We start from the raw sequence: 13775 nt of genomic DNA on the forward strand, positions 1-13775 counted from the left end.
TTCTTGTATATAATCGCCTAATCTTTTATAATTGGATTGCATAACCTAACTCCTTAAAAACATTCAACAAATCTTTTTTAGATTGGGCTTCTTCTTGCAATAATTGGGTAATATCCTGTTGCAAAGCCTTCATTTTATCCTCATAATCTATCTGCTCATCTCGGTTTACAAAAGCAATGTACTTACTCGGCACCAGAGAATAATCTTTGGCTTTCACTTCTTCTTTGGTCGCACTGTAACAGAACTCTGGGATATCTTCATAACCTTTCAGCTTGTTTTCAGACGTTGTCTCATCCTGTCGAAGGCACTGCCAAGTGTGATACGTTCCTGCAATTTCTCTAATTTCGTCCTCAGAAAATTGGGTGTATTTTTTCTCAAAAGGAATTCCTTTTTGTCTTAAATCCAAGAACAATATTTCATTTTCACGGTTTCGGTATTGTCGCACTTCATCAGGCAATTGTACCGTTTTTTCTTTTTTGTTTTTATTGAGAATCCAAAGCGTTACACTAATATCTGTTGTATAAAACATATTTCTCGGTAAAATCACAATGGCTTCTATCAAATCATTTTCTATCAGTTTTTTACGGATTTCGTATTCGGTTCCACCACCACTCAAAGCGCCATTGGCCAAGATAAAACCAGCCACTCCGTTTTCAGAAAGTTTGGCTACCATATTCAGAATCCAAGCATAATTGGCATTGCTGGTTGGAGGTACATCATAACCTTTCCATCGGGCATCGTCCACCAATTCATCGGCTGCTCGCCAATCTTTTTGGTTAAAAGGTGGGTTCGCCATGATGAAGTCGGCTTTCAAATCGGGATGTTGGTCTTTGCCAAAAGTATCTGCTGGTACATCTCCCAAATTGGCGGCAATTCCTCTAATCGCCAAATTCATTTTCGCCAGTTTATAGGTGGTAGCTGTATATTCTTGTCCGTAGATAGAGACTTCCTTTTTATTACCGTGATGGCTTTCTATAAATTTAATAGACTGCACAAACATCCCACCACTTCCACAAGCTGGATCATAGATTATACCTTTGTAAGGTTCTATCATTTCGGCAATCAGGTTTACAATACTTTTAGGGGTGTAGAACTCTCCTTTTCCTTTACCTTCGGCAAGGGCAAATTTGCTCAAAAAATATTCGTAAACTCTTCCTACTATGTCTTGTTGCTTATCTTGTAAGGTATTGATATTGTTAATGGTATCCAGCAAAGCTGCCAATTTGCTCACATCCATATTCAGACGAGAAAAATAATTGTCTGGAAGCGCCCCTTTCAGCGCAGGGTTGTTTTTTTCTATGGTGTGGAGAGCGGTGTCTATTTTTAGGGCAATGTCTGCCTGTTTAGAATGTTCGATAATGGTGCTCCATCTTGCTTCTTCTGGCAAATAAAAGATGTTCTGCATATTGTAGAACTCTTTCATTTCTATAAATTTCTCTTTGCCTTCTGCAATAAGTTCCGCTCTACGCTCTTCAAATTTATCACTCGCAAATTTTAAGAAAATCAGTCCCAATACTACGTGTTTGTATTCAGAAGATTCTACCGTACCTCTCAATTTATTGGCAGAATCCCAAAGCGTTTCTTCTATGGATTTAGTTTTTACAGTGCTTTTCTTAGCCATTAGTTTCCTATACTTTATTATTTCTCCCAAATATAACAAAAACCTATCTTTATACCAATAAGGAAAACCGTAATTCTCAACTTAAATCCAATGAAAAATTTAGAAATAAAACCACAATCACAAAACCCACAAACTTTCCCATTAGAATAATACAATAAATGCCATTGCAAACATCAATCAAAATGAAGTTAATTCGGCATAAATAGGCATCATCTTTGTAAGGGTAAGACAAAAAATATTCAACAATAAAAATCTAAAAAAAAATGAAAAAGAACTGGTTAGTATTTCTCATGATGTTTTTAATGGTACCTATGGTTTATGCTCAAGAAAGCAGCTATCAACTCTCAAGTCACATTTTAGACATCTCCACGGGTAAACCTGCTCCCCACGTAAAAATTACTTTACAAAAAAGAGATGCACAAAACAATTGGGTATTGGTAGAAGAAAAAATCACCGATCAAAACGGCAGGGTAAAAGATTTCTTAAAACAAGAGGGCAAAAACAACACGGGCATTTACAAACTCACGTTTTACACCGCACCGTATTTTAAAAGTCTAGGACAAAAATCCTTTTATCCCTTTGTAGAAGTGGTTTTTGAGTTGGCAGACCAAGAACATTACCACGTTCCCATCACCCTATCGCCTTACGGCTACTCCACTTACAGAGGAAATTAAAAATAAAAAAGAATTTTCTAAAATGGTGGCTTCGACAAGCTCAGCCACCAATTTTTCTATTACACGGTGCCTGAGCGTAGTTGAAGGCACGTTCTCAATTCTAATCTCGGTGCCTGAGCGTAGTCGAAGGCACGTTCTTATTCCTCCCTGTGATTTCGACTCCGCTCAATCACCGTATTATTTATTACTACACTCGGTGCCTGAGCGTAGTCGAAGGCACATTCTCACTTCTCATCTCGGTGCCTGAGCCTGTCGAAGGCACATGATTTCTATTGCATTAAAATCCGTGTGCTTTCTAGAACATCTCTGATGCTCCTTTGAAAACTCAAAAACGCCATCATTTCGACAACTCTCCGTGAACCTTGTGATATTAAAACTTTTAACCTAGGAACATAGACGTTGAAAAATTACCTATTTTAATTGATGTCCTAGGAAACCGCAAGCGTTAAAAAAATGAATAACCTTTTCGTTAAAAAAGTCTGCTGTTTAAGCTCGGCATTCTGCCGAGTGAGTTTCAGAGTTTTTAGAAAAGGTTATTTATTTTTAGCTGAGGATTTCCAGACTTGAACTTTTGGTTCTTTTGTTTCAAGACAAAAGAACATTAAATCTGAAAAGCAGAGTTTATTTGTTGATGCTGTGGCTTCGTGAACTTCGTTCGCAGAACTTCAGTCTTTGCTCTGCCACCAAATCTTTTATTACACGGTGCCTGAGCGTAGTCGAAGGCACATTATTTCTATTGCATTAAAATCCGTGCACTCTATAGAACATCTCTGATGTTCCTTTGAGAACTCAAAAACGACATGATTTTACAAAATCTCCGTGAACTTTGTGTTATAAAAACTCCAAAACCAAACAGAAAAATTTCACCCTTTAGGGTCGGGGAAAAGAATTTTTCTCAACAAATACCTGAGCCTCCCGAAGGTAACACATTCCTAGACCTTCCCCAAAACATAGAACCCACCACCATTAAGAACAGAAGCCCTAAATAATAAGAATGCGAGAGCATATCCACATAATTGATTTTATTTTTACTGTAACCGATAATCAATAAAACCTGAGCGCCATAAGGAAGTAACCCTTGAACGATACACGCAAAAATATCAATCACAGAAGCCATCTTTCGGGCTGGAACTTCAAAACGTTCAGAAATAGGTCTCAACACTTTCCCAGAGATTAGAATCGACACCGTATTATTGGCAATACAGAGATTTACCAAACCTGTAATCAATCCTGCTCCCAATTGCGCAGATTTGGCAGAGCTAATCTTAGCTTCTATTTTGTTCAATAAATATTGAATTCCCCCTGCTTTTTCTACTAAGGCAGCTAAACCACCTGTAAGCAAAGACAAAAGGAAAATTTCGGTCATAGAAGTGAAGCCTTCATAACTGGCTTTGGCAAAACTCAACCACGTGAGATTCCCTTGCCACAAACCAATGGCTCCCGCTAAAAATATCCCGATGACCAACACCAGAAATACATCTAACCCTAAAAAGGCTAAAACCAAAACCACCAAATAGGGGAAAATAAGTTCCCAAGAAATGGGAGTTGGCGTATAGGCAATAGGTGCGACAGGATTGCTAAATCCTATAAAAAGTAAGATGACCACCGTTAATACTACTGCAGGGGCAGCCAAATAAAAATTGGTTCTGAACTTATCTTTCATGCTGCTGCCCAACGTTTGAGCTGCTGCAATGGTAGTATCAGAAATCACCGAAAGATTGTCGCCAAACATAGCACCACCCAAAAGACTTGCCCCAATTAGGTTAAGGTCTGCTCCACTTTTTTGAGCCAACTGTATTGCGATAGGCCCTAATGCGACAATAGCACCAACCGAGGTTCCAGAAGACAAGGAAAGGAATGAGGCCAAAAGGAAAATCCCTAGAGCATAATAATCAGCAGAGATATAGGTTAGCCCGATATTCACCACCGCATCTACACTGCCCGAAACTTGTGCTACCGTAGAAAAAGCGCCTGCCAATAGATAAATAATACACATGGTGAGTACACTGGATTCCCCACAACCGTGTAAGAAAGTTTTTATTTTTTCTTGATGAGGCAACCTAGACATGGCAAAGGCGGCAATAATACCGATACTCACGGCAATAGGCGATGGCAAGGCATAAAAATCTTGCAATACAATTCCGGCACCTAAAAATGTACCTACGAAAATTAAAAAAGGAAGTAAACTGAGAAAATTTGCTTTTGTATTGTTCATAAAATTTAAAAATTTAACACAGGAACTTTACAAAAGATAGACAACATTTTTTCCAAAAAGTTTGGCTTATCGCTTTAGCACCTTGCTTGTTGTTGCAGGTTGCTACCTCCCGTAGAGGTTCCTGATAATAGGCGGCAAAAGTAATCATTATCTCCCAACGAACCAAATACAATCTATCAATCGCCCTCATAGACCATCAACACAGCCTTTTAACTCCCTGATTTCTAAAAATTAAAGAATAAAAATTTCCTTTCCCGTTCCCGTTTTTATACCTCAAACTCTTGAAAATATTTAAAGAATCATAATGTTCAAATGCGATATTAAAAAAGAGACTGCCTAATTAGACAGTCTCTTAATCACTTTATTCAGTGTTACTAAACCATATCCAACAAATTGACCACATTAAATGCACCATTATTGAGAGGATATAGATTTCCATTTACTTCTTGTAGATATTCTATTACAAGTAAAAAGTATCGCTGTCCCTGCATAGTGAGAGGGCTTTCAAAACTCAAAACACCATTCAGCGTTGTGCCATAAGTTTTACCCGTAACTACATTACTTTCATGGGTTTCAAAATTCCCTCCCTCAAATCGGATAACACTTTCAATCAATCGGATATTGAAATCTGTAGCTGCAGCTGGAAACTTTAAACCTCTACCCAGTACTACATCTGTTAAAGTCAAAGTAGATGCTTCCATATCTAAGGTAAATCCATCAAATAGAACAGAACTCAACGAAGCTCTTGCATTAAAATCAAAACCTCTCATTACATCTACTCCTCCTTCTGTTCCTATTCCTATAGCAATACTCCTCTCACCTCTATCAGAAACAGTATCATTCCTTAGAACTTCATACAGTTTAGAAGTCAGTCTTGCCTGCATTTTAGAGTCTTTATACTTCTCTAGTAAATACCCAAAACTATTGCGCATGAGCTTATTAGATTTAGCTACTTCGCTAAATTCACTCATGTTTTCACGCGTTCTTGCAAAATTACTGTCATTCATAATTCTGCTTTTTTTCACTCCGCCAGCTCTTCTTACAAATGTTCCGTCTGCAGTTTTATAGAAAGAAAGACCATCTATTTGTCCTTCTATGGTTATTAAGCCGTTATATTTAGCCATAATTTGAAATTTTTAAATAAATTAATCAGAAAAAAGAAAAATTGGACTTCGCGAAAAAACAAGTTGTATTCTTTTCAAATAAAGCTATAAATAAAGCGCGCTAACTCTATCCTAGTAAATATTACTTGCCGATAAAATATCTTCCAAAAGATCTCTTTTCTACATCCTTACCCTAAGAATGCAAGACAAATGTAGAGGCTCTAAAAAAGATTTCCAAAACAAGAGTGCCGAAAAGAACCGAATTCAGCACATTTTGCCGAAAACAATACTTTTAGTCATAAAATCAACTTTTAGCGGAAAATGAAACTTTTAACTGAAATCTTAGTTTTTAGAGAATAGTCTTTTTTTTCAATCCTTAAAACCTTCCAAAGTATTAAAACAAACTACCAATTAAATTTAATCTCAAACTTTAATTGTAAAAAAAAGAGCCAAAAAAATGGATTTAAAACATTTTCTCGTAGGCAAAAATAAATTTATAAATAACTAAGTTTATCAAATCTAGAGACAGAAAAATCCCTACCAAGCTTACTTTGCTTGCCGAAATCAGGATTGTTTTTCTAAATCAGTGCCTTAGACTAGGACTCAACCACCCTTTATATTTATTTCTACTCTCGGTGATTGAGCACAGACCGAAGATCTGCGAACGAAGTTCATGAAATCACCCGTGTTACTCTCGCTACCTGAGCCTGTAGAAATCACCAATTCTTCTATTACACGTTGCCTGAGCACAGACTGAAGGTCTGCGAACGAAGTTCACGAAGGCACATTCTCACTTCTCATCCCGTTGCCTGAGCCTGTCGAAGGCAGAGCTAGAAAAAATTGACTTTTTCTTTTCGTTTTAATGTTACAGTTTTTGTTTTATAGCCCCCCTAACTTCGTGCAAAAATCTACAAACCTCTTTATTCATAATAGTTTTAAGGAAATGTAGAAAGGTGTCCTTTTACGAATAAAGACATAAAAAGATATTTGAAACGAAAATAAACATGAGAAAAAATGCGTCACAGAATTTTATTTCTACATCCTGAAATTTGAATAATAATAAAGCAAAATGAATATTTACAAAAACCTAAAACCGAAAATTAATTCTTTTCTAAAAGGCTGTACCTGTCATAAAGAAAAAAATCTAAACATAATACCGATTCTGTCAATAATAACACCACGAAAAAATTGACTTTTTCTTTTCGTTTTAATGTTACAGTTTTTAGAGAACCCCTTATATACCTTAGCTCAATAATTTTTTAATCCTAAAAATACCAATACAATGAAAAAATACAGAAACAAAGATCCCGTAAGAAATCTAGTCAATCTAAAATTAATTTTTAACAATTTAAATATTAAAACCTATGCATACAGAATTAAACATTTTTCAAACTCACAACAAATATTCAGTAAAATCCAAGCAACTAAAAAGGTCATGAAAAAGAAAATTCTCTTCATCAGTCCGAAACATTTAGAAGTGTTCCACAATGTTTCACCGCGTACAGCAAGAAAATACTTGCTAGAACTTAAGTTGGAATATAATATTCCTCCAAAAAGACCATTACCTGTAATCAAGTTTTGTCAGTATCATCAGATTACTTTAGAAGAGTTTGAAAAATCTATTGATTTTATTACTCCCAATAAACCTCTGAAATAAGAGTACAATACTTGCAAAACAATGGCAAGATAAAGGCAGGATAATTGCTTATCCTGCCTTTCTTTTTTGTGTAAACAAAGATATAAGAAAAAGAATATTGAGTTGTCCTAAAAAAGGTTGACTCGTTAATAATTCAAATATAGTTAAATCGTAGCAGAATTAATTCTGTTACGATTTATTTTTTTCCATTGTTTTAAATGTATTATTTTTTGTTGATGTGCTTGGTTTGGAGTTATCATATTAATTGACATATGTATTCTAAAATTGTTGTATAAAGTTATGGCTTGTGTAACTTGTTTGTTTAAATTTTGATAGTTTTCAAATATTTCATGTAAACCAAATTCTTCTTTTAAAATTCCATTTACTCTTTCTGCTACTGCATTTTCATATGGATCGTATTCTTGCGTCATACTAATTAAAATATTGTTTTTCTTTAACAATTCGGTATACTCTTTACTACAATATTGTAAACCTCTATCAGAATGGTGAATGAGTTGATTTTTTGTTTCCCTGTTAATCAAAGCCATTTCTAAAGCTTTTACTGTAGTTGAACTCATTAAATTATCTGACAGTTGATAACCAACGATTTTCTTGGAACAAGCATCAGTGAGTAAATGCAAATAGTATGTTTTCTCTTTTGTTCGTAAATAAGTTATATCAGCAACCCAAACTTGCTCAGGTCTGTTAAGTACTAAATTGCTAATTAAATTTGGATAGCGTTTCATCCAATGTCGTGAGTTTGTTGTTTTGTAATATCTTCGAACTTTAGGTACTTGTAAATGTTCTGCTTTTAAAAAATCTAAGAAATTATCTCGACCAATTGATATATGATGTTTTGTAAATTCATCTTGTAACATTACATAAAGTTTCTTGCCACCTGTTCGGGGTAATTGCTTACGAATAGTAACGACTAAACTTCGTAATAATTCTGAGTTGTATTTAGGTGTTCTAACGTTTTTCTTTCGCTTGTAAAATGCTTGTTTTGTGTATCCAAACAGTTCGCATAACTCATAAATAGTCAATGAACTATTTACATTTATTTCTTCGACTGTTTGGAACCAGACTTTTTTACAATATCAATTTTAAGCTCACGTTCAGCTATTTCAATAAATCGTTTAAATACTTTTAATTCTTCTTCTTTTTTTGCTAATTGAGCTTCTAGCTCTTTTATACGCTGTTGTTGAGGATCTTTCATAGGACGACCAATAGTTAATTTATCTTCATAGGTAAATTTACCATATTTTTTTAACCATCTTGGTAGACAACTATTGCCTAGAATATTGTAACGTCTTCGAAGTTCTGCTTTTGTAAATAAACCCCTCTCAAATTCACTTACAACTTGACGTTTAAATGCTTCGCTATAAATTTGTGGGGCAATTGGAATTTTTGAAATTTTCTTTTTTGTTGACATATTAAGTAGTTTTTAGTCAACTTTTTTCAGGACAAGACATATCATTAAAAAAACTCGAGTTCTAGTCTCGAGTTTTTTTGTTATTGAAATGAATTTAGTCTTTGTTGTGATTTACCCAGATGAGTTTTGAAACATCGAAACCGTCTTTTTTTGCTTTCTCGACGAATCTTTTTTTGGTGGCTTCGTCTATGGTTTTATTTCTAGATAGAATCCACATGTATTCTGTAGAATTCCCGTAAATAAGGGCATTCTGATAATTTTCGTCAATATCTACCACATTATACCCAGCATAAAATGGCCCAAAGAAAGAAACTTTCAGTCTCGCTTCAGATTCAGAGCCTATGAATTTGGCTTTTCCTTCGGCAGAATCCCATTCTTTTTTCACATAGTTGTACCCTTGGTTCAGTACTTTGATGCTTCCATCAGGATTGATGGAATATTGCGCTGTGGTATTGTCTAAGTTTCTTTCGAAACGGAAATCAAACCTAGCGATTTCATACCATTTGCCCAGATATTTATCTTTGTTAAAGTTTTGTACAGCAGTTACTCCTTCTGGAATTCCTACACAAGAAGTAAAAATGATGGCTACTACTGCCATGATGGCAAATCCTTTTATGATTTTCATTGTATTTATTTTTCTACAAATTTCGGTAAAAATCAGTGAAGCAAAATTATAGAATTGTGAGAAATGTTTTTATTTTATTTGTCTATCAGACTTATTTTCTAATAGTTCCATGAAATGTAACAGAAGTGTTTTGGTTGGAGAGGGTTTATATTGTATTTTTGTAAAAAAGTGAAATCTTTTCATTTTTTAAATTGTTAAATATTTAAATCTAATTATATGTCATTCGCAATTTCGCAAGTTCCTACTCCTAAAAACGAACCTGTAAGAAGCTATGCTCCTGGTTCTGCAGAGATTAAATCACTGATTGCTACTTACCAAAAAATGTGGTCAGAAGAAGTAGAAATCCCTATGGTTATTGACGGAAAAGAAGTGAAAACTGGTGAAAAAGTATCACTACACTCTCCTCAAGATCATCAACACACTTTAGGATATTACCACAAAGGAAATAAACAACATGTAGATGATGCCATCAATTCTTGTCTGAAGGCAAGAGCAGAATGGGCCAATTTACCATGGGAGCAAAGAGCTTCTATTTTCTTAAAAGCGGCTGATTTATTGGCTGGTCCTTACAGAGATAAAATCAACGCTGCGACGATGATTGGTCAAAGTAAAAATGCAATGCAGGCAGAAATAGATTCAGCTTGTGAAGCGATAGATTTCTTACGTTTTAACGTACAATTCATGACGGAATTGTATTCTGAACAACCGGTTTCTGATGCAGGAATCTGGAATAGAGCAGAATATAGACCATTAGAAGGTTTTACTTATGCCATTACGCCATTTAACTTTACCGCGATTTCTCTTAACTTGCCAACTTCTATGGCGATGATGGGAAATGTAGTGGTTTGGAAACCATCTGCTACACAAATCTATTCAGCTAAAGTCATTATGGATGTATTGATAGAAGCAGGTTTACCAGCAGGTGTTATCAACATGGTTTTCTCTGGTGGTGCAGAAACTTCTAAGCAAATTCTAGAACACCCAGATTTCTCTGGAATCCACTTCACTGGTTCTACAGAAGTTTTCCAATCATTATGGAGACAAATTGGCGAAAATATTCATAAATATAAAACTTATCCTAGAATCGTAGGAGAAACTGGTGGTAAAGACTTTGTAGTAGCCCATCCTTCTGCTGTTCCTAGTCAAGTTGCTACTGCTTTGGTAAGAGGTGCTTTCGAATATCAAGGTCAAAAATGTTCTGCTGCTTCTAGAGCTTACGTTCCGCAATCACTTTGGGGAGAAGTAAAAAGAATTATGGGAGAACAATTGGCTGAAATTAAAATGGGAAGTCCAGAAGATCCTTCTAATTTCGTAAATGCGGTAATTGATAAGGCTTCATTTGAAAAATGCAAAGGCTACATCGAAAGAGCTCAAAATGCCAATGACGCAGAAGTAATCTTCGGTGGTAATTGTGATGACAGTAAAGGTTGGTTTGTACAGCCTACGGTTATTCAAGCTAAAAATCCTCATTACGAAAGTATGGAAGAAGAAATCTTTGGCCCAATTCTTACGATTTATGTGTATGATGACCAAGATTGGAAAGCTACGTTACAATTAGTAGATGAAACTTCTCCTTATGCATTAACAGGTGCTGTATTTGCACAAGACAGATATGCGATTAACGAGGCGACTAAAGCCTTAGAAAATGCAGCTGGAAACTTCTACATCAATGATAAACCGACAGGTGCTGTAGTTGGTCAACAACCTTTTGGTGGAGCGAGAGCTTCTGGAACCAATGACAAAGCAGGTTCTAAAATGAATCTTCTTCGTTGGGTTTCTGCAAGAAGCATCAAAGAAAATTTCTTATCTCCTACCGATTATAAATATCCGTTCTTAGGTTAAGAATTATTTCAATATCATAAAAAACGCCTCTCAAAATACTTTGAGAGGCGTTTCTTTTTCATCATTTGTGTTTTCTCCTTTCGGATAAATGAGTTTGTTTGAAAGGACAAATTTATGATTAGTATATTGAAATTCAAAATAAAATATACATATATCTTTAAATATTACCATTAATTGAATAAAAAGTACAAAAAACTCTCCACTTTTTATAGTGAAGAGTTCAAGTCAATTTAATATATTTTTAAAACTTAAAGTCTACTCCTATTTGAGCCATAGAAGTGGTCATTTCATACGCTACAGTGCTTCCAGGAATTGCTCCATAAGGATTAGATGGTGATGCCATCATCGGGTTTAATAATGCTCCAGAAGTTTTGCCATCACTAGCTCCATAATGGTAATTTGCATTGATAGTGAATTTGTCGTTTAATTTATATCCTACTCCTATTTCGTATGCATCTCTAATGATAGCAGAAGCTGGAACAGAGAACATTGTCAATTCTGGATTAATAGGATTAGAACTGTAAGTATATCCTAATCTAATTGGCATTTTTTCAATGGCTTTGATTTGAATCCCTGCAGAAATTACATCGATGCTTTCCCAACCGAAACCTTTTACAGCGCCATAATTGCTCCATCCGTTAGCTAAGAAACCGTCTGTATTAGCATAGTCTACATATCTGTAATCTAAAGCCAAATCAAATAAACGATGAGAATAACCAGCACCTACTGAATAAATTGCAGGGAAATTCATCGTAAATTTGTTTTCTCCTTTAGTATTGTCTAGATAAGTGTTTTCAAATTTAAATTCATTAAAGTATACCGGTGATTTATAAGATAACCCGAGTTTAAAACCATTGTTGGTTTTGTAATACATCCCAACTTGTGCTCCAAAGCCAATTGCAGAAGCATTATCAGAATTAGGATAACCTGCAGTCATGCTTGGATTAGCCAATGGATTAGGATGAATTTTTAGAGCTGAATAATTTACGTTAGGCTGAATAGCCATAGAGAAATTTTCATTGAATTTATAAGCATAAGCAAAACCCACTTGCATCAACATATAATTAGATTCTACTTTCCCAAAGCCACCATATTGTTGAGACATGAGAATAGGATTGGTGGTACTTTCTGGATATTCTACTCCAAAACCACTCACTCCGAAAACAGAAATACCAAATTTATGATGAGGATTTTTACCAAAAGTTACTGCAACAGCAGGCATGATAGAGTTGGCTTTTTCGTCTTTAGTCACTCCAGACATTGGTCCATAAGAAGAAGATAATTCTGGGTTAGACATAAATAAACCCGCATTTACAGAAACGGTATTTCCATTAAAATCTGTAATTCCCGCAGGATTCCACTGTAACGCACCGCTAATGTCAATAGGTTGACCCGTTGCTGCACCACCCATACTCATATTTACTGAACCTATACCTTGCATAAGATGACCTACTTGAGCCATCATAACTCCTGAACATAATACACCAAGAGTAATAATAATTCTTTTCATAAAGTTATTTTTTGTTTCATAAAGTTACGACGGGCTACTTTACTGATTTTAAAACACTTACTGTCATTTGTCATGTTCAGTAAAAACTGCCACTTGCTGAATAATTATTACCATTTATAAGAATACATGAAGGCACAAAAAAACCTCTCGCTTTCACGAGAGGTACATTTTTTCATAGGTTTTTCATTAATCATATCGATTATGAAACAAATATAGAAAATATTTGTAAAAATCAAAACAAAATAATCATTAATTTGAAAATTCTTTATTCATCGCCTTTATAGAGAAGACTAAAGGCACTTTTTTATCAAATTTACTGATTCTATACTTCCCATTTTCTACTTCTACAGTGTGTTTAAAACATGCATACGGCGACCAATCGTATTCTAGAAAGTGTTTAATCTCTAAATTTTGATTGATTAAACTTTGAAATACTTCAGAAAGTGCATGATTCCACATGACATATTCTTGAGTAATCGCCGCATCTTTATCAGCATAAGTTCCTTCGTAGGTTTCTACAATGGGTTCTGTAGATTGGTAATCATAAGCAACTTTGGTAAAATCATCATCAAACATCCAAACTACAGGGTGAAATTCTACCATGATGAATTCGCCATTGGGCTTAAGAAAATGCTGAATCACTTTTGCCCATTTTTCTAAATCGGGAAGCCAACCAATCACTCCATAACTGGTGAAAACGACATCAAATTTTTCCTCTAAAACATTTGGTAAATCATACACATTCGATTCTATAAAGTTGACATCAACTCCACATTTTTCGGCCAATATTCTGGCTTCAACAATAGCTTTGTCTGATAAATCTACTGCAGTAACTTCGGCTCCCATTCTTGCTAAAGAAATAGAATCTTGACCAAAATGACATTGCAAATGCAGCATTTTCTTTCCTTTAATATCTCCTAAAAGTTCTAATTCTGGCTCATTAAGAGAAGTTCTTCCTGCAATAAACTCATTTACAAAATAAAAATCAGATTTTAGGTGATAATCTACTTTGGCGTTCCAAGAATTTTTATTGATATTGATATAATCCATTGTTTTCTAATTTGTTCAAAGATAAATTAAATACGTAAATACTATAACGTTTTAATTTAATTTTGTA

The 13775-nt window shown here is 34.8% G+C and carries 10 protein-coding genes and 1 riboswitch; of the genes, 3 read left to right on the forward strand and 7 right to left on the reverse strand.

Annotated features, from left to right (window positions below; translation table 11 throughout):
- Positions 1-25 precede the first annotated feature (25 nt).
- A complete protein-coding gene (locus tag KKQ79_RS05170) occupies positions 26-1621 on the reverse strand; it encodes a type I restriction-modification system subunit M (protein WP_213189220.1) in 1596 nt (531 codons plus the stop codon).
- Positions 1622-1884: 263 nt separating this feature from the next.
- Here KKQ79_RS05170 and uraH point away from each other — a divergent pair, with 263 nt between their 5' ends.
- Positions 1885-2295 carry a hydroxyisourate hydrolase gene (gene uraH, locus KKQ79_RS05175; RefSeq protein ID WP_213189221.1) on the forward strand — a complete coding sequence of 137 codons (411 nt, stop codon included), beginning with the start codon at positions 1885-1887 and terminating at the stop codon, positions 2293-2295.
- An 895-nt stretch (positions 2296-3190) separates the two neighbouring features.
- Here uraH and KKQ79_RS05180 read toward each other — a convergent pair.
- On the reverse strand, positions 3191-4510 hold the full coding sequence (locus tag KKQ79_RS05180; RefSeq protein WP_213189222.1) for a Na+/H+ antiporter NhaC family protein: 1320 nt from the start codon (positions 4508-4510) through the stop codon (positions 3191-3193).
- Between the two features lie 36 nt (positions 4511-4546).
- Positions 4547-4643, reverse strand: a riboswitch (SAM-I-IV-variant riboswitch).
- Positions 4644-4884: 241 nt separating this feature from the next.
- Positions 4885-5634 (reverse strand): hypothetical protein, encoded by a 750-nt coding sequence (locus KKQ79_RS05185; RefSeq protein WP_213189223.1) that lies wholly within the window; start codon positions 5632-5634, stop codon positions 4885-4887.
- Between the two features lie 1261 nt (positions 5635-6895).
- On the opposite strand from KKQ79_RS05185, the gene KKQ79_RS05190 reads away from it, so the two are divergent.
- The gene (locus KKQ79_RS05190) at positions 6896-7270 is read left to right on the forward strand and encodes a hypothetical protein (RefSeq protein WP_213189224.1); all 375 of its coding nucleotides are present in this window, start codon (positions 6896-6898) and stop codon (positions 7268-7270) included.
- A gap of 143 nt (positions 7271-7413) precedes the next feature.
- On the opposite strand, the gene KKQ79_RS05195 is transcribed toward KKQ79_RS05190, so the two are convergent.
- A protein-coding gene (locus tag KKQ79_RS05195; protein ID WP_213188606.1) for an IS3 family transposase occupies positions 7414-8681 on the reverse strand; the annotation gives its coding sequence in 2 pieces (ribosomal slippage) (positions 7414-8342 and positions 8342-8681; 1269 coding nt in all).
- A 94-nt stretch (positions 8682-8775) separates the two neighbouring features.
- On the reverse strand, positions 8776-9306 hold the full coding sequence (locus tag KKQ79_RS05200) for a lipocalin family protein (RefSeq protein ID WP_213189225.1): 531 nt from the start codon (positions 9304-9306) through the stop codon (positions 8776-8778).
- 216 nt (positions 9307-9522) lie between these two features.
- On the opposite strand from KKQ79_RS05200, the gene pruA reads away from it, so the two are divergent.
- Complete coding sequence (gene pruA, locus KKQ79_RS05205) at positions 9523-11148, forward strand: L-glutamate gamma-semialdehyde dehydrogenase (protein ID WP_213189226.1); 1626 nt, start codon at positions 9523-9525, stop codon at positions 11146-11148.
- A 241-nt stretch (positions 11149-11389) separates the two neighbouring features.
- Here pruA and KKQ79_RS05210 read toward each other — a convergent pair whose 3' ends face one another.
- Both KKQ79_RS05210 and KKQ79_RS05215 read right to left on the reverse strand, forming a co-directional pair.
- Positions 11390-12658: an OmpP1/FadL family transporter gene (locus KKQ79_RS05210; protein WP_213189227.1), complete on the reverse strand. Its 1269-nt coding sequence runs from the start codon at positions 12656-12658 to the stop codon at positions 11390-11392.
- A 249-nt stretch (positions 12659-12907) separates the two neighbouring features.
- Entirely contained in the window at positions 12908-13708 is an 801-nt protein-coding gene (locus tag KKQ79_RS05215; protein WP_213189228.1) for a class I SAM-dependent methyltransferase, read from the reverse strand.
- Positions 13709-13775: the final 67 nt, after the last annotated feature.

The organism is Cloacibacterium caeni, from assembly GCF_907163125.1.
Lineage (GTDB): Bacteria > Bacteroidota > Bacteroidia > Flavobacteriales > Weeksellaceae > Cloacibacterium > Cloacibacterium caeni_B.